The sequence below is a fragment of the Mycobacterium sp. P4_H6 genome (genome assembly GCF_056400845.1).
In genome coordinates, this window is record NZ_JBFUKN010000071.1 from 15,219 (window position 1) to 36,637 (window position 21,419).

A 21,419-nucleotide genomic window follows, 5' to 3' on the forward strand; every position below is an offset into this window, starting at 1 on the left:
CTCAAGGGGATTTGGACGGGCCAAACAGCTCGTCAGCGACCATGTTTTCCAATGTGATGAGCGCCTCGCACGACCTCTGCGTCTTTGCGGCGTCCGTGAAAAGGCCCTCTACTTCGGCAATATTTGCTTTCAACCAGTCCAAGTCTTCAGCGCTGATGGCCCCTCCGGCGGCGATGGTTCCATCGAGGTACCTGCGAATGATGGAGAGACGGAACCAGTTTTCCGGCGCGATAGCCGCGGTTGGGGCCGCTGCGAGTGAAATCTGTCCACGGTCATTCGTGACAGACCAGCTCAGTGTGTTGCCGGTAATGATCAGCTGCGCATCGGTCGTGGGGGAGCCGGACGTGCTGGAATTCGTAATGCTGTACTGAGGGTCGAGGTAGAGAAATTCGAAATACTTGAGAAACACCTCGAGTAAGTACTTCATCTACTGTCCTCCATTCGCCGGTGGCGCCATCGTATTGGTGCCTGTGCGCTGGTACCCATGGGACTCGAGATACCTGATTTCTGCTGCTGTGAAGGTGTTCTCACCGACCTTGCCAAAGGTGGTTGACAACGTGATGGTGTCTCCGTTCTTGATGGCCATGTCCAAGACGTGTTGGTTGGCTGCCAAACGTTGGGTTGGTGTAGCAGCATCCCAAGCATCGCCGATGTCGAAGTAACTTGCACCGTTCTGCTGGGCTACTTCGATATACGACGGTCCGCCGCCGTCAGGCTTGTATGGCCCAAGGACCGTCTCGCCGGTGCCGGTCAGGTGCTGCTCTGCGAGGACCCGGAGGTCTGGGGTCATATGGTCGAGCGGGTTGCTCAGGTTGAACTCCGGGCCCGGAGTGTCCATCGCTGGAAGCGGGTCCAGGTACGGCAGGCTGCTGTCGCCGATGCCGAGAGGCAGCGGATGACCGTTGGTGTCCACTGGCAACGGAGTATCGATGAGATCGTGGGGAACACCCGGACCGATGCCGTCAAGGGCTCCCGCCCGGGCGACCAACGCACCTTCACCACCGAAGATCAAACCCGGCGTGGCGACGGCGCCGTCGGCTGCCTTCTCTCCCAAATAGTACGCAGCGCTGGGAGAGTCCAGCGCATGTTGAACCTCGTCTACGGCTGCGCCGAACGGATCAGCGAGCTGTTCGTTCGTACTTACGGTCAGGTCGCGCCATGACTCCAGCACTCCGGGAGCGCCGGGACCGCCTTGCCCAATGAGCTCCTTGACTCCCTGCTCGGTCGCAAACCACCGGTCAGCGAAGCCCTCACCGAAGCCTGGCGGTGGCATCGCTTCCGGCTTGGGCGGGACGTAGCGCGGAAGCGGTCGTTGCGCTGCAGCAACCATCGCGTCGAGGCGTGCCTCGATTTGATCAGCCGGCACTCCAGCACGTTGCATTTCCTGCCTCGCGAGCGCCTTGAACTGCTCCACTTTCACGGGATCCAACGGAGGCGGCACGGGAGGCGCGATCGGTTGGTCGGTGGGTTGTCCGGCTAGTTGGGCCAGCGCTTCGCCGAGATCATGTGGTGCAGGCTCTGATTGGCCGGGTGTGGATGGTTGCTCGGGACTTCCAGCCTTTGGAAGTAGTAAGTCCTCAAGTGACGTGGCCGGCTGCGCTGGCGCCGGGACGCCGGTGGCTGTGCCGATAGCTCTTGCGAGTTCAGCGTCAACCTGTTCGCCGTCGGCGAGTACGTCGGCGATTCGAGCTTGTAGGTCCGCAACTTTTGCGGCGACCTGAGCAGCGGTCTCGTCGTCGAGGTAGGAGACGTCGGGCGGGATCACCTGGTTGGTGGTCTCGTCGACAAGAACAGCAGGAGATGCCGCCGCGTCGTTCAAGATGCCGCTGATCGTTGTGGCGATTGCCTCAGCTTGCTGGTGTGCGCTGTCCATGCCCGTTGCGGCGGTGGAGAGATTGTCAGCTGTGTCGCCATGGTCGGTTGCGCTGGCCGCCATTGCGGCTCGGGCCGCGTTGCCGCCGTCACCTTGCCACGTAGACGCGCTGGCCAGCGACCGGTAGAGGTCCGCCGAGGCGGTGTGGTTGGCTGCCGCGTCGCGGGTCGATCCCGCCAGATCGGCTATTTCGGGAACCCACTCCCTGAGCTCCCTGAGTGTCATCGACACGCAGTCACCTCAGAGCGCAGAACCTGCGTTGTCGATGTCTGCAGACTCCTGGTCGTCCGTCGCCGCGTACTTCGCGGCAGCGGCCCGATGCTTTTCGGAGAGTGAGGTGAACTGTCGGTCGTAGCGGATGCCGTCGCTTTCCCAAGCAGCCAGCATTCCAGGCAAAGCGGCCGCAGACGTGCCAGCGCCCAGTGCGGCGTGACTCGCCCGTGCATGCGCCGACTGATGTGCCGCCCTGAAGCCGGCGGCCTGGCCGTCGAGCTGACCGGCGGCGAGCACCAACTCAGTCGGATCAACCTTCAGCGGCTCACCTTGCTCAGGCACCCAACGACCTCCCCGTTAAACGTCTGCCTGTCAGATTACCGTCGCGCGTGATCAACCAAATGCACTAAATCCGGAGCACGGGATTGGCAACGCACAGGTCAACCGCCCCCCGAACGAAATGTGGTTGTCGGTGCTGGACGGCAGAATGTGAGCCCATGGCGGGGATTATTGAGTTTCGGAACGACGATGGTGGCTACTTGGCGTGGGTAGCTGAGCACCCCGACGGATTTGTCATCAACATTCCGCGCAAATACAACGCGACCTACGCGCGCACGCATCACGCGGACTGCCGCACTATTTCCGGTCGGCCAACGCGGGGCGGAACATGGACCGGACCGTACGTGAAGGTGTGCTCGGAACGTTTCGCCGAACTCCAGCAATGGGCAATCGGCGCGGTGGGGCAAGCGGTCGCTGCGTGTGGGATTTGCAGCCCGGCTGGGGACACCTCACAGGCCGACCCCACACAGCACCTCGCCAGCTTGGGTGCGGACCGGGACGGTCCGGTCCAATTCGGTCTCGATATCAGGCAGGAGCGGTGACAGCGTCGGCGCCCGAGCGGCGTTCCGTTGCTAACGGCCCATCTAGTGGCCGCTCAGTCGTCGAGGCATGGGCTGATGACTACATCCGCTTTGACCGATTGCCGGAATGGCAAGTTCGCGTTCGAAACGAGATCCGGAGTCGGTGCAACCGGCTGACGCCGTCTGGTGATCAGGTACTGGAAGCCAGTTTTTTCGGTCCCAAGCTTCCGAACGCAGATGTCGAGAACATCGTGCTCTACAACATCGGCTCGTTCAGAACTGCGGGACGCAATGGAATCCGCTTTGAGCACGGCTCCGCGGTGCCTCCGGCCCCGGATGGGGCCGACTATCCGTTCTGCTATCGGTACTCGCTGGCTTCTCGGTCGAGCTCCTTTGCTCACTGGCAGCGCGGCCGGACCCTCGCATCGTTCGACTGGGCCGACTTGGGCGCCTTCAGTGGCGAGAAGAAACTTGCCCAAGTTTGGCTCGCGCTCTCCCGCGCAGAGGCAGAGGTTGCGACGGTGCCGCGCCTACCGGATACGACGTTCGCGGTCAGAGTCCAAGTTCGCCCGCCGCAGGGAACTCGGCCTGTGTGGGGTGGATTGGTGAAAGGGATCTTCGACGGGGTGATCACTGCGTTTCAGTCTCATTCCGACACAACGGGCTTGGCTGACGTCGCTAAGCGAATCTCCACGATCATTCCGGTCGATACGACCGCGATCGAGCAGTACTTGCTGGATCAGCGCCGCGGGGTTCTCGGCAACGTGCCGCGGCTCGCATCCGCCTACCGTGACGGTGTCAAGTGGGACCCCTCAGATCACTTTTGTGTAGCAGGCGAGTTAATCGCCGCGCCACCATTTGGCCGAAACTGGGCCATCAAAGGTGAGGTGATCGAGGTGAGGCGCCCGGAAGCCATTGTGGGGAAATGACTTCCGCGCATGCCAGTTAGCGCTCGTCACCGATGGAACAGGCAGTTGCACACGGATAAACCGACAATGCGGCAACCAACGTGGTCCGGATTGTCTGCGCAACACGGATGGGTACTCCTCGACACTGCGCCTCGCCGGCACCACGACTGAGCACCGGGTGGTATTCGACGATTGGTTGCCGATTCAGGGCGGCGGCGGGGTGAGCGCCGCCGCCAGCATCCTGGCGGTCAGCGCGACCATGGCGTCGCGATCCGAGCCGGGTGGGCGCTGCAGCGCGATGCGTAGGCAGGCACTCGAGGTCACGCCCATCGTGACGAACACCAGGTCCTGGAGTTGGTCGGCGTCGAGGTCCGGTCGGGCGCGACCGGGGATGGCGCTGCCCAGCGGCAGCAGGCTTCGTTCGATCTCGTCCATCGCGGTGTGGTTGAGGTAGGCGGGGATGTCGAAAGATGAGGAGTTCAGCGCCGCGTGCAGGATCGCGGCATGCTTCTCGTAGGCCGTGGTGAGGGTGTCGACGACGATGTGGGCGGCGTCGGGGACATCCCGGTCCATGGCGGCGCTGACCCCGCGGACCAGTTCGAAGGAGATGTCGCGGGTGGCCTCGTCGACGAGCTCGGCGAGGATGCCGGCGCGGTCCGGAAAGTAGCGGTACACAGTGCCGATGCTGACGTGCGCGGTGTCGGCGATGGCCTGGGTGGTGAGCGCCTGGATGCCGCGTTTGGTGATCAGCTGCAGCGCGGCATCGAGCAGTCGGCGGCGCATCTCGCGGGCCCGCTGCTGTTGAGGGCGGGACCGGGCTTTGGTGGCCATTGGCGTCTCGTTCAAAGGTGAGTAGTAACTGAGGAATTCTCATGTTTGCATGGAGGCATGAGTATTGCCAGTGAAACCGCCGTTCCGCAGGCCGATATCGCCGTGCAGCGCTACGGGAAGGCCGGCCAGGACTGGGTGGGCGGCGTTTACGTCGCCGACCCGTTGGCCGACGCGGTCGTGGCGGCCTTCGCCGCGCTGCCCAAGGGCGCGGGCATGGCGATGTTCCGCACCGCGCTGGCCGACGGCATCGACGCGGTGCCCGACGCGCCGACCACGTTGCGGGAGCTGTTCGCCGAGGTCGACGCGGAGCCGGAATGGCTGGACCATGCGGCGTTGGATCGCGCTGCTGGGCACCTGGTGCGGCACATGGCGTCCTACGGGATCGTGCTGGGCGCAGCGTCGTTGACCAAGGGGGCGATGAATCAGGTCGCGGGCATGCCGCTGGTGATCACCAACCGCTACACCAGCCAGGCAGCGGTGCGTTCGCTGGAGGTCGGGTCGTGGATGGAGACGATCCTGACCCCCGGCGGGCTGCGACGCTCCGGCGCCGGCTTCGCCACGACGCTGCGGGTACGGCTGATCCACGCGTTCGTGCGGAAATCACTGTGGGACAGCGGATCGTGGGACGCGCAGGCCTGGGGTGCGCCGATCCCGCAGAGCTTCATGGCGTTCACCATCGTCGAGTTCGGGAACATCGCGCTGACCGCCATGCGGCAGCTCGGCGTGCGGTACACCGCCGGCGAGCTGGACGACATCTTCCACTTCTGGCGCTACGTCGGATTCCTGAATGGGGTTGGCCCTGAGCTCAATCCGACGTGTGAGGCCGATCATGTGCGGATCGAGGAGCTGTACGCGCTCACCGGGAGCAACCCGGATGACGGTGACCGGGACTTCGTGCGTGCGCTGACCCATGACTATCTGGCCGTCGAGATCGCGGATCTGTTGCCGGTGGGTGGGCACGACGTGGGTGTCGCCGTGGTCAACGGGCTGACGCGCGCGTTTCTCGGTGATGAGGCGGCGTCGAAGTTGGGGGTGCCGGACACGGTGCTGAAGCATCTGCCCGCCGTGATCGGCCCGGTGGTCGGGGGAGTGAACCGGGTGTTCGGCGCGGTGCCCGGGGTGTCGCAGTGGCGGACCCGGCGGGCGCTGGCCGGCTACCCACTGGTGATGGCGCAGCAGCGTAAGCGGTACGGGATGGCGCATGACCTGGTGGATGCGGCCCCGGATCATGGCGGGCACCCGGCGGGATCCTGAGCGCGTTCTCAGCGTGTCCGGGGCGGGTGTTCGTGCTGGTTGTTGGGTCCTTGCGCGGCGATGGCGCACCCGTGCGCACCGCCATTTCGCCAGGACGGCGGGCCACGATTACTCGCCGTTAAGCCAGAGGCTCTAGGCTCGGTCTGACGCTCGCGGTGGATTGCGCCGCTCTTCATCCCGCACCCACCCGAGGACACCTTGATGGCGATCGCCGATGTTCCCAGCTACCTGCATCTCAGTAGCGCGGACGTCGAAGAGATCGCCTACGAACTCGACGCGATCCGCCAAGACGTCGAGGACTCGCTCGGCGCGAAGGACGCGGCCTACATCCGGCGGGTCATTCATGTCCAGCGGGCGCTCGATGTGGCGTCGCGGCTGGTGATCGCCGGCAGCAAGTCGAAGAAGGGCTGGCTGGTCGGGACCCTTGCGCTGGCGTACGCGAAGTCCCTCGAGAACATGGAACTCGGCCACAACATCTCCCACGGCCAGTGGGACTGGATGAACGACCCCGAGATCCACTCCAATACCTGGGAGTGGGACATGGTCGGGCATTCCGCGCAGTGGCGGTATTCGCACAACTACCGGCATCACGTTTACAGCAATGTGCTGGGCATGGATGAGGACATCGGCTACCGGCTGCTGCGGGTGACGGAGGACCAGCCGTGGCGCTGGTGGTACCTGGCGACCCCGCTGCGAAACCTGGTGTTGGCGGCGATGTTCGAATGGGGCATCGCCCTGCACGGGCTGCACTCGGAGAAGTTGCGGGGTGAGCCGGCGGTGTTGGCGGAGGAGAGGCGGAAGTTCGTCGGCAAGGCCGCCCGTCAGTTGGCCAAGGACTACGTGTTCCTGCCCGCGCTGAGCCTGCGGCGGTGGCGTCGGACGCTGGCCGCGAACTTGACGGCGAACACACTCCGGAACCTGTGGGTGTACGTGAACATCATCTGCGGGCACATCCCCGACGGCGCCGAGACGTTCGACCCGGCGGTGGTCAAGGACGAGACCAAGGGCGAGTGGTATCTGCGGCAGATGCTCGGGACGGCCAACTTCGAGGTGAGCCCTGTGGTGGCGCTCTCGGGTGGACACCTGTGCTACCAGATCGAGCATCATCTGTTTCCGGATCTGCCGAGCAACCGGCTCCCTGAGGTCAGTGTTCGGGTGCGGCAGCTGTGCGAGAAGTACGACCTGCCGTACAACACGGCATCGCTTCCGCGCCAGTTGTTTCGGACGCAGCGGATCATCCATGGGTTGGGGATTCCGGATGGGCTTCTACCCGAGCGTCGAGGCTAGTCTTCGTCACCGATTCAGCGGATTACAGTGATGTGCGAGCCCCAGTCGATTTCGTGCATGTGAGGTATCCGGGGGATTGAATCCACGATGAAGTGGTACAGCGCGCACCGACGCGTTTCATGGATTGCTGCGGCGGCACTTGCGGTCGCGGCGGCCGTCACGGTGTGGCTGTTCACGCTGCCGTCTAATACTGATGGACTGTCGCTGGGTGACTACGGTCCCGACAAGCAACAAGAGTGGGCAGATCGGCTCGTGGCAGGTCTCAACACCCATGACGTACAACAGGTTCCGGTTCTTCGTTGAAAGGCGGACTTTCGGCCGAGCAGCGTGACTCCATCGACGCGGCCATGCCGGCGACGGATTGCAGCTACAAACTGGCATCCGTGAAGGATCGTGGGAAGCAACGAGGACAACAGGTTCCGGGGTTGTCCTCGGCTGCTTCGACCTACCGCTTCGACGCTACGGTTGAGGAGCGGTGCCCGGGGCATGCAGCGCGCACCCGCGAACTCAGAGTCGTGGCGATCGCCGAGATGGGCTATTGGGAACCGTTCTACTTCGCGTCCAGCGGTTAGGCTGGACCGATCAGCCGCGAACGCCGCCCGTGACGCGGCCAGCCCGGGCGGCAAGGCCTCCGACTCTCCTACAGCGAGACATCCGCGTCGGAATCGAATCGTGGAGCCATCAGCCGGTACTCGTGCGAGTGCCACCCCTCAACCGCCAGTCACTGCCGGCAAGATCTCTACTGCTGGATAGAGCATTCGTCTACGAGTGGCGATTCTTCCGGCACGCCGATGTGCTGCAGATGGGCCCGGCGGTCGTCATCGGACGACCATAGTTCCGGCGCCCGACCCTCCCGGTGCGGCAATCTGAGCATGTTGCGCACAACTACGCCACGGCGCGCGATGATGGATGCATGAACAGGGTGGTGGTGCATCGCAGCGTGCGGATCGTCGCCGCAGTGCTCGGTGTCATCGTGGCGCTGCTCATGGGTGGTCCGGTCACTGGGTCGGCGCACGCGGCCGTGGCGTCTCCGGCCGGGGATGCGATCTCCATCGGCGACCCGACTGCGCCCGCCCAGATCGATCTCTACCTGGATCCGCTATGTCCTTTCAGCGGGGAGTTCATCCGTAGTCAGGGTGACGAGGTCGGCAAGCGCGTCGAGGCGGGCAGCCTGCAGGTCAATTTGCGATTCGTGAACTTCCTCGAAAAGTACTCGGCGACGGGCACTTACGACGTCCGGGCGATCTATGCCTCATTCGTTGTGGCCGGTCAGTCGCAGTCCAGCGACGTCACCTGGCGCTTCGTACAGCAGATCTTCTCCGCCGAGCACCAGCCCACAGAAGGTGGCGCCACCGACCTCAGTGACGACCAACTGGCCGCGCTGGCCGGCAGCGTCGGCGCACCACAGGCCGCCCAGGACCTCATCCGATTCGGCTTACCTATCGGTCATGACCCGCAGGCCATCGCAGAGAACAACCTGGCGCTGTTGCATCAGTTCCCCGAGCCGGGAGTTCCGCTGGTGGTGATCACCGGCCGGCCGGTCGACACCGATGCCGACTGGTTGGCACAGCTGCCGGGCTGAGCTTGTAGGCGGTGCTCGGACGGGGTTGCCCGGCCCACGTTTGCCGCTAGTGACTGCAGGGGTTTGAGGGCCGTTCTTGTGTCATAGGACTGACCAACAGTTGGGGACGGCGGTACCCAACGTCCGACCCGCTCCTGACATCGAACCCCACGCTTGGAGCGCTGCCTCCCCGGAGGCGGCTGGAAGGAGCAACTGGGCCGCATAAGGCGTCCGACTCACCGCCTGCGCGGGCCGAACCTCCCCTCGAGGGGGAATGTGCCCGAAGCGCATGCCCACGGATGTCGGTACACGGTATGCGAATCGAGATGTGGTTCTGTGGATTGGTTACGAGCGCTGATCCGCTCGGCGCCCTGGGTGCACCGGGTGCGGCGCGCCGATCGCTACATTCGCAGTAAAATTTTTACCGTGAATGTAGTATCGGCGCATGTTGCTTGAGCGCGATCGCGTTGACCCTTTCGCTCAGATGTTGGTCGAGTCCTATCTCAGCGCCGCCGGTGAGTCGCGCACCTTCACCGCGAACTATGGCACGCCGCCCACGCGGATGCAGAAGACGCACACCATGCGCTCGATTGCGCAGGCCATGATCACGCAGTCGGACCGATTTGTCCTGCACCCGGAGTTCGCGGAGATGGGTCGTGTGCAGGTCACCGATATCGAGTTGGACAGCAGCTACCTCATCCGTAGCAGGGCTGCGATCGACATCGAAGCGGCGATGGGACAGCCTGAACAACTGGTGATCCCGTACCCCGACGATTTCAAGAAGCAAGTAAGTGCGGGACTTCCGTACCTGCTGGCCTACGGGTTTCAACCTCGGGGCATGCGACTTTGGTCGTGTACCACCAAACAGGCGGTCAACCGGAAGCGACTTCTACCGACTGGCGAGCTTGAGCTTGTGGGCTTCTGGCCGTACGAAAGTTCTGGACCAAGCGGGCCTGATAACGGAAACAGCGCGTTCGATCAGGGTGCCCCGGATCCCTTTGACGATCTGGGAGATGACGTGGATTTCGGCGAGGCTGAGGGTCCGTGAACAGGCTACGAGCTTTCCGCGATATCGAGGGCATCAACCAGGGTGACCTTGCCGAGATGCTCGGCATCTCGACTCCCATGATCTCGGCCGTCGAGAGCGGCAGGCGTGGATTCAACGGTGACCTCACCGCACTGGGTTACGGCAACGACCGGCTTACGCTTCCTGACATGTCCGAGCCGATCCACAGGGCGCGAGCTTCAACATCCGCTGCTGCGAAGAAGAAAGCCAAAGAGCTGCTTCGGCTATCGGGCGAAGTGTTCGGGGAACTGATCAGCGCAACCCCGAAGGCTCCCGACATCCTCTTGCGTAGACGAGCGCCGGTAGCCAACCGTGACGATATCGAAGACGCTGCGGGCGAGATGCGGGCAATCTTGGCTCAGTCAGAATCAGGACCGATCCAAAACCTGACCTCGCTTGTGGAACGAGCCGGTGTGTGCCTTGTGCCGATGCCGAACCTGCCTGGCCTCGACGGGCTGTCGGCATGGGTAGCCAGCGTGCCGGTCATCGGGCTGGACCCCAACGTTCCGGGTGACCGCTTTCGGTACAGTCTCGGCCACGAGTGTGGCCACTTGATGTTCCACGACCGGCGGCACGACTCTGTCGAGAACGAAGCCAACCTGTTTGCGGGATCGCTGCTGATACCGCCGGACGACTTCGATGCTGCGATGCCAGACAAGCCCAAACTGTCAGATTTCATCGCACTGAAGCGTTCCTGGGGTGTGTCGGCTGCTGCGATCATCTACCGCGCCCACGAACGAGACTTCATCGACGACGCCCGCTACCGCGCGCTGCAGATCCAAATGTCGAGATGGCGCCGAAACGAACCAGGCGGGTTCGCGCCCGCCACGGGAACACTGTTCGCGCGCCTGGTCGAATTGCACGGCGGGGTCAAAAACGTTGCCAAACAACTCGGTGTGAATCCGAAGCACCTGGGGGACGTCCTGAACTGGAGTCACCTGCGGTTGGCGTGACCCAGGTGGGTGCGCGGGTGCTTGTCGGCGGGCTTCTTGATTGATGACCGGGCTGATGACACGTTCCCGTGACCGGCAATAGGATCTGTGATGCGTACCGGCGCAGAGAGCCGGTCGCGGGCAGCTTGCGGCGTGCCCTTTCGGGAGACAGCTGTAGCAATGTCTACTGTGAGCGGCGTGACCGCTACGCCTGACAATGTCTTCGATCGAGCTAGCGCAGAACGCAAGCTCAGAGACTTCTCCCGTCATTGGCGCGGACAGATCGATGACTGGCGAAAGACCGGCGCTGGCCACACCGAGAAGTCGTTCGCCCAGCAGTTCTGGTCGGATCTGCTGAAGTGCTTCGGCGTGATCCCTGAGCGAATCAGCTTGTTCGAGCGCGACGCTCGCCGTGCCACGACGGGAAATACCGGATTCATCGATCTGTTCTGGTCCAGCGTCGTGATCGGAGAAGCGAAGAGCCTCGGCGGTGACCTCGACGGCGCCTACGAGCAAGTCCATGACTACCTCGCCGGCGGATCAATCGGCCAGCATGAGTGGCCGCGGTTCGTCATGGTCGCCGACTTCGAGAACTTCCGCCTGACGAGGCTCGGCGAAGAAACCCAGACCTGGCGCTTTACGATCGACGAGGTCATCGACCACCTCGACCTGCTCAAGTTCCTTGCCGGACAGGAGGAGGTCACGAAACGAGAAGAAGTCGAGGCATCCGTCCAGGCATCGAAACTAATGGCCGGGATGTACACGGCAATGCTCGGAGCCGACGCGGATTCTGGTGTAGGCGACGAGGCCGCCCGCAACCCAGAAGACGAAGACGCCGCAGTCCAGCGGTCATCGATGTGGATGACGCGACTGCTGTTTCTGTTATTCGGCGACGATGCCGGCCTCTGGGAAGCCGACCTGTTCTACCGGTGGGTACTGGAGGAGACCCGTCCAGACAATCTCGGGTCGCAGATGGCCGCGCTGTTCCATGTATTGAACACCCCAGATGGCCGGCGGCGGGGTGCCCTGAACGGATTGATTGCACGGTTCCCACACGTAAACGRATCGCTATTTAACGATGCGCTCGCGCCAGAGTTCTTCGATGGATCGTTTCGCGACGCGCTAATCGCTGCGTGCCGTTTTCGTTGGAACCGGATCTCCCCGGCTGTCTTCGGAGCCATGTTTCAGCTCGTGAAGTCGAAAGAAGCCCGGCGGGCGGGTGGCGAGCACTACACGACCGAAGAGAACATCCTCAAGGTGATCGAGCCGCTGTTTCTCGACCAGCTTCGCGATGAAGCGCAGCGACTCATCAGGAACAAATCCACCTCCGAAGCTGACTTGCTGAAGTTCCAAGCGCGGCTGGCGCAGATGATATTCCTTGACCCCGCGTGCGGCTGTGGCAACTTCCTCGTGGTCGCGTATCGGGAGTTGCGCGCAATCGAGACGGCTATCATCGTCGCACTTCGCAGCAAACAGAAGCAGGCCACGGCGTCATTCGACATCTCACTTGACCAGAAGCTGACGATCGACCAGTTCCACGGATTCGAGATCAACTGGTGGCCCGCGAAAATCGCAGAGACCGCTATGTTCCTCGTCGACCACCAGGCGAACAAGGAGCTTGCCGATGCCATAGGTGACGCCCCGAAGCGCCTGCCGATCGAGATCACCGCACACATCCACCACGGAAACGCGCTGCGGATGGATTGGAACAGTGAGATCCCGGTGTCCCCGCTCATCTACGTCTTTGGAAACCCGCCGTTCGCGGGGCAGAAGGAGAAATCGGACGAGCAGGTAGAAGACATGCGGCTCACGTGGGGTGACCGTTACGACGGGTACCTCGACTACGTGACGGGATGGCATGCGAAGTCCATCGCATTCTTGAAAGAGCGCGCCGGCGAGTTCGCCTATGTCGCCACAAATAGCATTGCGCAAGGACAGCCTGTTGCCACGTTCTTTGGTCTCATCATCGACAGTGGGTGGCGAATCAAGTTTGCGCACAGAACCTTCGAATGGACTTCTGAGGCAGCTGGCGAGGCGCAGGTCCACTGCGTAGTTATCGGCTTCACCCGCGACCGCGGCGTGAAACAGCGAATGTGGGACTACGCCACTGTCACATCCCCGCCGCACGAGGTACCCATCACCGTGGGCGTGAACCCTTACCTGGTCGACGGCCCCAACGTGCTGGTGGGGAAGCGCATGACGCTGCTGTCACCGGTGCTGCCGCCGATCCTCTCGGGATCGAAAGCCGTTGATTGGGAGCGTTACACGATCACCGAATCGGACGAATACGAAGCGCTAGTAAAGGATCTCGTGGCCGCCAAGTATCTGCGTCCGTACGTCGGCGGCAAAGAACTGATCAACAACGTCGGCCGGTGGTGCCTGTGGATGGTCGACCTCGATCCGCAGGACCCGGACAAGAGCCCGGAGCTGAAACGCCGCATTGGCGAAGTGAAGAAGCTGCGCTCAGAATCCAACCGCGCCGCGACTCTTCGCGCCGCCGCGTGGCCACACGTCTTTGGCGAAAACCGCCAGCCTGAAGGCGACTACCTTGGTATCCCGCAGACCTTCACACGCGATCGCCGCTACGCCACGGTGGCGCGCCTCGACGAAAACACCATCGCCTCGATCAAGCTGTTCACGGCGGATGATCCGGATGGCTACCTCTTTGCGATGATCTCCTCATCGATGTTCCTGACCTGGCAGCTTGCTGTCGGCGGGCGAAACAAATCGGACCCATCATTCTCGAACACCATCGTGTGGAACAACTTCCCGCTGCCCGCAATGCCAGGCGCAACCCGAAAGCGGATCATCGGCGCGGGCGAAGGGATTCTGGCAGCCCGTGCGCTGCAGCCTCACCGATCGCTGGCCGACCAATACAAACCGCTGGCTATGAAACCTGAACTGACGAAGGCACACGACGCGCTCGATCGAATCGTCGATGTGGCCTTTGGCGCCCCGCGGAAGCTAACCACTGCCGCGCAGCGGCTCGACGTACTCTTCGCACGATTTCTGGAGATGACGCGCGCCGAGGTCTGACCTCCGTGCCGAACAGATCGTATCCCCATTCGGGGAGCACGAATCCGCTGGCGATATCCCGATCCGCGGTCTGCGTCGGTGGCGGCTACCTGGTGCACGGCAACCTGTGGTCCCAACCTCGGAGCGGGGGGCTCGGCGTATCGGGCAGTGCGCGATGATCCTCGGCGGCGTCGATTGTCGGCGGATCGGCCTCCCGGGGCCAGCCTCATAACTGAGCGACGCAGCGTTAGACGGCACCTACGTGGAGCTAGACCCAAACGTCGGTGCCCCCAATCCGACGCTGAGCAAGGTGACGGTGACACTCGGACCCGACAGCCTCGGACGACGCAGCGCCGGTGCACGGGCGCGTGATAGTGCCCGTGCACGGCCACACGTCACGCTCATCACGATCTGTCCACGGCCGCTTCGGACGTATCGGATCGCTCAATGTTGTTTGCCGTGCCGTTGCTGAGCACTGCGTGCAGGTGGTCCAGTGCACGCGCGGCCCGGGTGAGACGCAGCGCAACTGCTTCCATCGACGGAACAAGACTGAAGTCACGGTCCAAAGTTGCCATCAGTTGGATGGCGTGCAGGTGCGGGTCGAGTCGTTGATGCCGCCCAGATACAGGTCTGCAACGGACGTCGCATTCAACATCTGCTGATAGCTACCGCCACCGACCAATTGCCCTTTATCCGTTGTCAGTACGGAATTGCTGGTCACGCGGAGGTAGTGGCCGAATAGCGGAACCAGCTGGGTCGTCATCACGCTCACGACGAGGTCGTTGTCGGCAACGTCATGGCGCCCGACAGTAGGCGCGGCGGTCACGATGACGTCCGTACCGATCGCTCCCATGCACTCGCCAACGCAGCTGCGCGGTGGCGATCAGTCAGCGTGATTCCCGCATCGTCCGGGTAGTTGGCGCGGGCTGCTTCGTCAAGCATCGCGTAGCCACCGAAGTGGCCTTGGGTGCCGAGCGTCGGCCTGCCGTCTTCGTACCCGCCTACCCCGACAGTCGAAGAATCCATAAACCTCGGCGCATCGGCGACAGTAGTGAACGTGAACTGATACCACCGGGGACAGTCCAGGGCCTGCATCCAAGGGGCGGGGCTCGGGTGCATCGTTCTGGACGAACAGCAGGGGGTTCGACTTCCGCGTCCCGCGCGAGGACGCGCATCACTTCCTGTGTTGGGCCGCCGAGCGTCTCTATGTCGACGGCAGGAGGGAGCTTGCGCGTGTTGGGGCGGAGTGGGAAAAGTGATCCCCCGGCTCGCCGGGTGCTGGACTGGTCCGAAGGCGGTCGCACTTACCGCATAAATCGGAAGCGTGGCGCATATCGGCGACATGAAGGTCACGGGTTTGTTGATAGCACGTACATGTGCTGTCGAAGCCGCAGTTCATCGGATGTGGACTGGCTTCGGTTGAGCACAGGAGGAATCGGGATCACGGGTCCGATTCAGTGGTGGCGGCGATGGTCGAGGCGAACAACTCGACAAGTTCACGGCCGGCGTAGTGGACTTCCGACACGTCACGCTCCCGGACCCGGCCGTTGAGGTAGTCGGTGAACGCATACCGGAATTCGTCCAGCTTCTGCACACACTCCTGTAGCCCTAGTACGGCGAGAATACTGCTGTGCACAAGCAACTCTGTCTCGGCGGCGTTGATCTTCTGATCGATAGCTTTGGTCGCTTCCGCAGAGTGGTCGTAGTTAAGGAGACCTGTCCGGTCAGTCGCGCTCTGCCGGATCCAGTAGATGTCGTTCGCGAGTTCCCGGAGTTCATGCACGATCCGCGCTACGTTCACGAGCGCATCGCGTCGTTCGCTTCGGACTTCGCGTTCAATCTGTGATTGTCGCCCGCGGCGAGCCTCAGCCGACTGCGCTTCGCGACTACGTACAGCTTCGGCGGCCTGCGCGTCACGACTGCGGGCAGCTTCGGCCGCGTTGGCAGCTATCTGTTTGTCGAGATTGCCGGCGTTGGCGCGGATCTGCTTATTGATGTTCCACCATGCGATGCCTGCGGCAAGCAACGCGATGACCGCGGTGATGAGCGGCGATAGGTCCCGCAGCGCGTGAATGAAGGGCGAGTACATCCACGAGCTGGCGGCGTCAGGCACGCCTCCAGTGTGACATCGCCGCTGGTAGTCGCTCTTCCTTTTCGCTCTAGGATCGAAGATCAGTGGCAGAGAATGGTTCCTCGGGTTGATAGCCATCGCGCGCTGTCGGTCCTTTGGGACTGCGCCAGTTTGGTTGACTCCTGAATTGTGAGGACTCGTCCTTGCTGGAAGGATCAATCTCGTGTCACGAGGTGGATTTGCTGGTCGCGTTCGAGGGCACCGGCATTGTCTGCGTCGAGGTCAATGCAGGGACGTCTGGCACGACGGCTAGAGCTGGCGGCAGATCTGACGGGGCGGGAATGCGAGATCGAACCAGCGCGGCGGGCCGGTGAGGCGTGTTATGCGCTGCGTAGTTTCGTGGAGAGCGACCCGCGGGGGCCCTTCGGGTATACGAGGGGGAATTCGCGTATGGGTTTAGCCTGTTGCACGAAATTCGTCAAAGCGTTCGGCAAGTCGTTCTCTTGACGGGCGATCTGTTCGCCGCGGTGGCAGAACGAGGCTGCGCCCGTTCATCTCTTGCAATCCGTGCCGAAGCATCGGGCCATCGACCTCCATCATGAGGTCTCTGTTAATGCTGACGACATAGTCGGGCGACACTCCGAGAAGATTCGCATCGTAGGCGGCGTGATGAATCTTGCAAAGGCTCAAGCCGTTTTCGACAATTGGAAGTCCGTGGGGTTTGCTGTCAGCGATGATGTGCGCCGCATCTAGCAGCTCTCCGTGTTTGAGAGAACAGACGGCGCAGCGCTGCTCGTACGCCACGAGTATCCGGCCACGAAATTCAGGTTGGTGGAGTCGCAGTTTGACCATCCGCTCCGCGTACTCGCGCTCGCCAGGTTTTAAGTGCAATGGGTCTGATACGAACCGCAGGCTCTCGTCGAGAGCAAGGATGAACTGACGGTTGTCAATGTCATCAGCAACGACATAGACAGGGAAGATTGGGACAAACAAGGCGGTCTTTATCTTGCGCAGCAGGATGATTGGTAGATCGAGCTCGTGGGCGCGGCGTAGCTTGCGGTTGCTCCCGTTGGTGCTACCGACTCGGTAGTCATACGCGAGCAGGGAATCACCAATGTCGGCGTCCGTATATGGGCCGTCAGGGCTCGACACCACGGACAGCGTGGCGCTTAGATCGGTGGGGTTCCAAATACCCCCGCTCTGATCGATGACACGACGCACCTCGCCCGTGTCTATTCGCAGCGCTTCCAGATCAGCTCGGGTAGCCGCGCCTTGTTCGGTCCGAATTTGTTCCAACCTATCGAAGATCATTCTTCGCAGCTGCAACTCGACCTGACTGTCCATGGAGAAAGTTTGCCATCAAACCGTAGTCAAGAGCTGAAAGCGGAGTGCCGGTTGTGTTGGTTGGCTATGGACGCCATCTAAGAACGCAGAGCCGCCGTTAGCGCTGGACTCGTTGTCCTCGCGGCGAGGCTTATCCGCAATCCAAACAGGCGGGTCGGGTTGCCCCTACAACGCCGCAACTGCTGTAGACAACGCCATCGAGCGGTCGAACTGATCGCACAGTGCGCCGTCGAGGCCCAACTCATCGACATGTCGTTGCGCACCGACCGCGAGGATGCCCGCGTCGCCGAGCAGCGGGCCGAGCTGCACGGCAAGCTCAGCGGCATGCTCTACGGCATCCAGGCCACACCGGACTCCACGCGTACGGGCTCGGCAGTGGACGCGGTCATGGCGCGGGTTCAGGCCTACCCGGAGATCGAGTACCAGATCGAACACGCGCGCGGCGCCGGCGCCTGACGAAGCAATACTTGGTGCCGCGACTCCAGTTCGTGGCGTCGTGCGGTGTTTCATGTCGAAAGCCAAGCGCCCTCGCGGCGGCGCGCCGGCCGAACCCGACCTGATGGGTGCGGTGCGCGCGGCGATGACCGACCCCGACCCGCTGCATCTGCTCAGCCATGTCGGTACGCTGCTGACCGCGCTGGATCCCGGCGGCAAGGGGAACCCGTCCGCGCGCCGCCAGCGACGCAATGAGCCGCGAAGAGCTGGCGGCGATGTTCATCGACATCGCGGCACTCGAGACCTCGGCACAACTGGCCGTCATCGCCGCCCTCGCCGACGACGAGATCCTCCGGGCACGTATCCGACGCGAACTGGCCGCCCGGGATCACACCACACCGGACTGGCTGAGTCGGCTGGACCAGACGTCGGCGTACCGCCCTGTCCGCATGACGCATATCCTTGGTGACGGCGACAACACAACATCATGGTCGGCGCGCGGGTGGCGGGCGGCTACAAGGCCACCTGTGTTTCTACGTCGACAACATGGGGAAACTGGTCAAGGACGACTTTGTGATTCGCGAATCCATCGAGTACATCGTCGGCCGATACCAGAGCCTCGACGATGACCCGGACACGACGTGGGAGGAATTGAGCCTCGCCGATGCCCGCGCGTCGATCGAACCCGCGATCGACTTGGCGGCTCGCACCTTCCCGCCGCTGGGAATCTATTCCTGGCCGGGTTGTCGCCCCTTGGTCGAGTGGATCACCCGCATACTGCCGGCCGACGGAGCCGGCTATTAACGCCCACTATGGAACACCGACAAGCTTGATCTGCTCGCCGACGGGTTTTTCGGCTCTCTGTCGGGACGTGCTTTCGACGACGCAGATCATCGCGGCTTGCTTGACTCAATATTGTGGTGTGCCAACGACTATGGACCAGGTGACCCGTTGCGCTGGAGCGACGTGCGCATCGAAATGCTGTTGGCAGACTGGCTGCCCCGCAAGGTGATAGCTGCAACCGAGGGCCTGGCCCTGGCCCTGGCGCCCGCGCTGCTGCGGGCCTTCGTGCGTTTCGTGCGCGACGAATCGGCTGTGCGGGCGGACCTCACAGCCAGACTTTGAACGCCATCGATGCCTGGACCCCCGAGTATCTGCGGGCGATCGGTGCACCCCGGCAGTCGTTCGGTGCCCTCGGATTCGATCCGCGCGGGCTCGACGAGTCGATCGAACCAAACTGGTTCGAGGAGCTGGAATTGGACGGCCTCGCAAAGGGAGTCGGCGGTCATGAGCAGTTGGACGCACTCGACACCGCACCGTTGCCCGACGAGCCGTTCGACTGGTCGCGCATCCCTGATGACATCGACACCCGCGCCGCCGAGGTGCTCGAGTTGACCGACCGGTGCTGCGATGCGCTGCTCGACGTCGAGTACCGCACGGTGTGCCGACGGGTATTGGCTCGCGTGGCGTCCTGCGCCCCGCAGGTGTTCCGGCGCAAAGGTCGCGTGGAAACCGCGGCAGCGGCCGTGGTGTGGATCGCCGGCAAGGCGAACGGAATGTTCGACTACGGAAGCCGACTGCGAACATCGGACATCGTGCGGCACTTCGATATCAAGAGCAGCCCGTCCCAGCGCGGGGAGGTGATGCTGCGGGCCGGCGGTTTTCCGTCGGACTCCTTCGATGTGAAACTCGGATCGCCGGACTATCTGGTCTCCGCCCGCCGGGAATGGATCATCGGGCGCCGTGATCATCTCCGACAGCGGATTTCGGCAGACTGACGGATCCACTCCCGGCTACACGCACGAGCGAGCCGGCTGCTCGGCGACGAGTTCACCCTGCGGGATCTGCGGTTGGTGCATGAGGCGATCGTGGGGGAGAAGTTGCAGCGCGACACCTTTCGGCGCGCCATGGAGCCGCACCTGGAGCCCACCGGTGAACGCGTGGCCCTCGGTCGGGGGCGTCCGGCTGAACTGTTCCGGCGCAACGCACTTCACACCTGACTTGACTTTCAAGCGGCGCTCGCCAGCGCCAACATCTCCTACTGATGGCCGTGATCAGGCCCTGATCACGGCAACCAGCGCAGCGTCGATGATCTTGTCGTCACGAGTGGCAACGGTGAGGTTGCGGCGCAGTGCCTGCGCCACGATCGCCCGATCGAATGGGTCCTTGTGTTGCCACGGGAGCCGTCCGGCGAGGATCGCGTCGGCAGACTCGATGGGCAATTCCACGGCGCTCATGCCGGCAATGATGTCCGGCCAAGCCGACAGTAACGCCTCACCATCGAGTCTCCCGATCCTGGTTTTGATGGCGATTTCCCACGCGGAAGCGGCACTGACGACGACGTGGGTTTCGGGTTTGATCAGCTCTGCCATGGCTGCGGCCTCCACTTCGGCCGGTGAGCTGGCCAGCCATAGGAGGGTGTGGGTGTCCAGAAGAACGTTCACGACTCGTCTGCGCCGTCCCATGCGTGTAGTTCGGCCTCGGGCAGCGGTTCATCAAAGTCATGGGGGATGCGCAGGGCTGGCAACTGGCCGAATGTGCGCGGAAGGGGCTGCACCGGTACCAGCCTGGCAATGGGGCGGCCATGATTCGTGATGGTCACAGATGCGCCGGTCCGTTCAACTTCGGCCAGGATGCGATTCAGCTGGTTCTTGGCTTCCGTGCTGGTCACCGTGCTTTCCATACGCCCATGGTAGATCGGAGAAGCTAATCGCGCTAGCGTAACTAGCGTAATAAGATCGGTAGGCCGAGGGCAGCAAGCGATCAGGCCTTCCGCCTCAAGTAAGACGCCCGGCCCGCAGCGCCGCCCTTGCCAACGCGGCAGCTGCAGGACCGATCCAGTTGAGGTCGGCGAGCCGCCGCGGCCGATCGCAAACGTTGACCAGCACATCGTGCGCGGTCAGCCGGTACAGCACGTCTGACGGGACGGGTTCACCGTCCTCGCGACGCCAGCCCAGCTGGGTCAACGCTTCGGCGATGCCTTTGAACCGAACGCCGCTGTCCTCCGCGCCGCCGGCCTGTGCCAGGAACAACAGCGTGGCGTGGCATTCGAACGCTTCGCCGTCAGAGGGAATCAGTCGCGATGCGAGATGGCGCCACAACACCGCCGGATCGCGCTGGGCGGCGATGCCGGCCTTGGTCATCACCAGCGAGCCTTTCAGCTTGCGCAGCAATCCCATCGCCTGCAAGGACTCCCGAAAGTTCAGCAGTGCAGGGCAATTCGCTTCACGGTTGTTCTTGCCCATCCACTCGGCCACCTGCGGCACCACCGCTGCTGCGGCGGTCACGTCAGAGGGTTTCAGATAGCCGGCCGATGTCAACGGGATGGCGTCCTTCACCGCCCGGTCCAAGAACCATTGGTGTGCGGTCAGATTGGCTCGCAGGATGTCGTCGTCGACGATGGTGGGTGCCGAACTCAACTGGGCAAGGCCCGCGACGAAGTTGACGAGCACGGGACTGTCCGGCAACCGGCTCAACAGGGCGATGAGCCGCGAATCCAGCCCGGCCAGCACTGCGGAGAAGAAGGGACCGTGCAGTGCCTCGTTGAGCCGCGCGAGTTCGAACAGTTCCGGATCAGGTAGCACCGTGGCGAGCTGCACGGCATCGGTGATCCCGCCGCAGTCCTCGGGCGGTGCGGCCCGTTCGCCGTCGATGACCACGGCGGCGGGGTAGTCGTCCATCGGAGTGAGTACCTGTTCGAGTTCCAGTGTCAGTTCCCAGAAATCGCCGTAGTCATAGACATAGCTCAGCCGGTCGCCGGGCTCACTCA

At 62.9% G+C, this 21,419-nt stretch carries 23 protein-coding genes and 1 pseudogene; 14 read left to right on the forward strand and 10 right to left on the reverse strand.

Translation table 11 applies throughout. The features are described 5' to 3' along the window. Position 1: 1 nt before the first annotated feature. Genes AC1DTF_RS23930 through AC1DTF_RS23940 form a run of 3 tightly spaced genes read right to left on the reverse strand, consistent with a single transcriptional unit; the run spans position 2 to position 2,428 of the window. A complete protein-coding gene (locus AC1DTF_RS23930; protein ID WP_477475875.1) occupies positions 2-427 on the reverse strand; it encodes a hypothetical protein in 426 nt (141 codons plus the stop codon). Continuing rightward, on the reverse strand, positions 428-2,098 hold the full coding sequence (locus tag AC1DTF_RS23935) for a hypothetical protein (protein WP_477475895.1): 1,671 nt from the start codon (positions 2,096-2,098) through the stop codon (positions 428-430). A 15-nt stretch (positions 2,099-2,113) separates the two neighbouring features. After that, entirely contained in the window at positions 2,114-2,428 is a 315-nt protein-coding gene (locus AC1DTF_RS23940; RefSeq protein ID WP_477475876.1) for a type VII secretion target, read from the reverse strand. 535 nt (positions 2,429-2,963) lie between these two features. On the opposite strand from AC1DTF_RS23940, the gene AC1DTF_RS23945 reads away from it, so the two are divergent. Beyond that, entirely contained in the window at positions 2,964-3,875 is a 912-nt protein-coding gene (locus tag AC1DTF_RS23945) for a hypothetical protein (RefSeq protein WP_477475877.1), read from the forward strand. Positions 3,876-4,058: 183 nt separating this feature from the next. On the opposite strand, the gene AC1DTF_RS23950 is transcribed toward AC1DTF_RS23945, so the two are convergent. Then, entirely contained in the window at positions 4,059-4,685 is a 627-nt protein-coding gene (locus tag AC1DTF_RS23950) for a TetR/AcrR family transcriptional regulator (RefSeq protein WP_477475878.1), read from the reverse strand. Positions 4,686-4,742: 57 nt separating this feature from the next. Here AC1DTF_RS23950 and AC1DTF_RS23955 point away from each other — a divergent pair, with 57 nt between their 5' ends. From AC1DTF_RS23955 to AC1DTF_RS23990, 8 genes are all read left to right on the forward strand, one after another. Beyond that, on the forward strand, positions 4,743-5,939 hold the full coding sequence (locus AC1DTF_RS23955; RefSeq protein WP_477475879.1) for an oxygenase MpaB family protein: 1,197 nt from the start codon (positions 4,743-4,745) through the stop codon (positions 5,937-5,939). Between the two features lie 201 nt (positions 5,940-6,140). Beyond that, a complete protein-coding gene (locus AC1DTF_RS23960; protein ID WP_477475880.1) occupies positions 6,141-7,226 on the forward strand; it encodes a fatty acid desaturase family protein in 1,086 nt (361 codons plus the stop codon). An 87-nt stretch (positions 7,227-7,313) separates the two neighbouring features. Then, positions 7,314-7,529 carry a hypothetical protein gene (locus tag AC1DTF_RS23965; protein WP_477475881.1) on the forward strand — a complete coding sequence of 72 codons (216 nt, stop codon included), beginning with the start codon at positions 7,314-7,316 and terminating at the stop codon, positions 7,527-7,529. Between the two features lie 80 nt (positions 7,530-7,609). After that, complete coding sequence (locus AC1DTF_RS23970) at positions 7,610-7,798, forward strand: hypothetical protein (protein WP_477475882.1); 189 nt, start codon at positions 7,610-7,612, stop codon at positions 7,796-7,798. Positions 7,799-8,154: 356 nt separating this feature from the next. After that, positions 8,155-8,808: a DsbA family protein gene (locus tag AC1DTF_RS23975; RefSeq protein ID WP_477475896.1), complete on the forward strand. Its 654-nt coding sequence runs from the start codon at positions 8,155-8,157 to the stop codon at positions 8,806-8,808. 424 nt (positions 8,809-9,232) lie between these two features. Beyond that, complete coding sequence (locus tag AC1DTF_RS23980) at positions 9,233-9,835, forward strand: hypothetical protein (RefSeq protein WP_477475883.1); 603 nt, start codon at positions 9,233-9,235, stop codon at positions 9,833-9,835. Beyond that, the gene (locus tag AC1DTF_RS23985) at positions 9,832-10,806 is read left to right on the forward strand and encodes an ImmA/IrrE family metallo-endopeptidase (RefSeq protein WP_477475884.1); all 975 of its coding nucleotides are present in this window, start codon (positions 9,832-9,834) and stop codon (positions 10,804-10,806) included. The genes AC1DTF_RS23980 and AC1DTF_RS23985 overlap by 4 nt, the downstream gene beginning before the upstream one ends. Before the next feature lie 159 nt (positions 10,807-10,965). After that, the gene (locus tag AC1DTF_RS23990; RefSeq protein WP_477475885.1) at positions 10,966-13,821 is read left to right on the forward strand and encodes a DNA methyltransferase; all 2,856 of its coding nucleotides are present in this window, start codon (positions 10,966-10,968) and stop codon (positions 13,819-13,821) included. A gap of 553 nt (positions 13,822-14,374) precedes the next feature. Here the strand turns inward: AC1DTF_RS23990 and AC1DTF_RS23995 are convergent. The 3 genes from AC1DTF_RS23995 to AC1DTF_RS24005 form a co-directional block, all read right to left on the reverse strand. Further along, positions 14,375-14,653 carry a hypothetical protein gene (locus AC1DTF_RS23995; RefSeq protein WP_477475886.1) on the reverse strand — a complete coding sequence of 93 codons (279 nt, stop codon included), beginning with the start codon at positions 14,651-14,653 and terminating at the stop codon, positions 14,375-14,377. A 588-nt stretch (positions 14,654-15,241) separates the two neighbouring features. Next, positions 15,242-15,913 (reverse strand): hypothetical protein, encoded by a 672-nt coding sequence (locus tag AC1DTF_RS24000; protein ID WP_477475887.1) that lies wholly within the window; start codon positions 15,911-15,913, stop codon positions 15,242-15,244. Between the two features lie 414 nt (positions 15,914-16,327). Beyond that, on the reverse strand, positions 16,328-17,215 hold the full coding sequence (locus tag AC1DTF_RS24005; protein WP_477475888.1) for an HNH endonuclease: 888 nt from the start codon (positions 17,213-17,215) through the stop codon (positions 16,328-16,330). 249 nt (positions 17,216-17,464) lie between these two features. Between AC1DTF_RS24005 and AC1DTF_RS24010 the strand changes: the two genes are divergently transcribed. The 5 genes and pseudogenes from AC1DTF_RS24010 to AC1DTF_RS24030 form a co-directional block, all read left to right on the forward strand. Then, the gene (locus AC1DTF_RS24010) at positions 17,465-17,671 is read left to right on the forward strand and encodes a hypothetical protein (RefSeq protein ID WP_477475889.1); all 207 of its coding nucleotides are present in this window, start codon (positions 17,465-17,467) and stop codon (positions 17,669-17,671) included. Positions 17,672-18,115: 444 nt separating this feature from the next. Continuing rightward, positions 18,116-18,454 (forward strand): hypothetical protein, encoded by a 339-nt coding sequence (locus AC1DTF_RS24015; protein ID WP_477475890.1) that lies wholly within the window; start codon positions 18,116-18,118, stop codon positions 18,452-18,454. Positions 18,455-18,550: 96 nt separating this feature from the next. After that, positions 18,551-18,775 carry a hypothetical protein gene (locus AC1DTF_RS24020; RefSeq protein WP_477475891.1) on the forward strand — a complete coding sequence of 75 codons (225 nt, stop codon included), beginning with the start codon at positions 18,551-18,553 and terminating at the stop codon, positions 18,773-18,775. After that, positions 18,772-19,428: a DUF6398 domain-containing protein gene (locus AC1DTF_RS24025; RefSeq protein ID WP_477475892.1), complete on the forward strand. Its 657-nt coding sequence runs from the start codon at positions 18,772-18,774 to the stop codon at positions 19,426-19,428. Before AC1DTF_RS24020 ends, AC1DTF_RS24025 begins: the two co-directional genes overlap by 4 nt. Before the next feature lie 36 nt (positions 19,429-19,464). Then, a pseudogene (locus AC1DTF_RS24030) lies at positions 19,465-19,650 on the forward strand (NrtR DNA-binding winged helix domain-containing protein); the annotation flags it as partial. A 54-nt stretch (positions 19,651-19,704) separates the two neighbouring features. On the opposite strand, the gene AC1DTF_RS24035 reads toward AC1DTF_RS24030, so the two are convergent. The 3 genes from AC1DTF_RS24035 to AC1DTF_RS24045 all read right to left on the reverse strand — a co-directional run. Next, a complete protein-coding gene (locus AC1DTF_RS24035; RefSeq protein WP_105363142.1) occupies positions 19,705-20,094 on the reverse strand; it encodes a type II toxin-antitoxin system VapC family toxin in 390 nt (129 codons plus the stop codon). Then, a complete protein-coding gene (locus AC1DTF_RS24040; protein ID WP_067999278.1) occupies positions 20,091-20,333 on the reverse strand; it encodes a type II toxin-antitoxin system Phd/YefM family antitoxin in 243 nt (80 codons plus the stop codon). The genes AC1DTF_RS24035 and AC1DTF_RS24040 overlap by 4 nt, the downstream gene beginning before the upstream one ends. Before the next feature lie 94 nt (positions 20,334-20,427). Next, a partial coding sequence (locus tag AC1DTF_RS24045; RefSeq protein ID WP_477475893.1) for an IS1096 element passenger TnpR family protein occupies positions 20,428-21,419 on the reverse strand: 992 nt, incomplete at its 5' end.

Excerpts from the sequence above, each read along its gene's own strand:
- AC1DTF_RS23930 (WP_477475875.1), bottom strand. The coding sequence starts at position 427 with ATGAAGTACTTACTCGAGGTGTTTCTCAAGTATTTCGAATTTCTCTAC.
- AC1DTF_RS23935 (WP_477475895.1), bottom strand. The coding sequence starts at position 2,098 with ATGACACTCAGGGAGCTCAGGGAGTGGGTTCCCGAAATAGCCGATCTG.
- AC1DTF_RS23950 (WP_477475878.1), bottom strand. The coding sequence starts at position 4,685 with ATGGCCACCAAAGCCCGGTCCCGCCCTCAACAGCAGCGGGCCCGCGAG.
- AC1DTF_RS23955 (WP_477475879.1), top strand. The coding sequence starts at position 4,743 with ATGAGTATTGCCAGTGAAACCGCCGTTCCGCAGGCCGATATCGCCGTG.
- AC1DTF_RS23960 (WP_477475880.1), top strand. The coding sequence starts at position 6,141 with ATGGCGATCGCCGATGTTCCCAGCTACCTGCATCTCAGTAGCGCGGAC.
- AC1DTF_RS23965 (WP_477475881.1), top strand. The coding sequence starts at position 7,314 with ATGAAGTGGTACAGCGCGCACCGACGCGTTTCATGGATTGCTGCGGCG.
- AC1DTF_RS23980 (WP_477475883.1), top strand. The coding sequence starts at position 9,233 with ATGTTGCTTGAGCGCGATCGCGTTGACCCTTTCGCTCAGATGTTGGTC.
- AC1DTF_RS23995 (WP_477475886.1), bottom strand. The coding sequence starts at position 14,653 with ATGGGAGCGATCGGTACGGACGTCATCGTGACCGCCGCGCCTACTGTC.
- AC1DTF_RS24005 (WP_477475888.1), bottom strand. The coding sequence starts at position 17,215 with ATGGACAGTCAGGTCGAGTTGCAGCTGCGAAGAATGATCTTCGATAGG.
- AC1DTF_RS24010 (WP_477475889.1), top strand. The coding sequence starts at position 17,465 with ATGTCGTTGCGCACCGACCGCGAGGATGCCCGCGTCGCCGAGCAGCGG.
- AC1DTF_RS24040 (WP_067999278.1), bottom strand. The coding sequence starts at position 20,333 with ATGGAAAGCACGGTGACCAGCACGGAAGCCAAGAACCAGCTGAATCGC.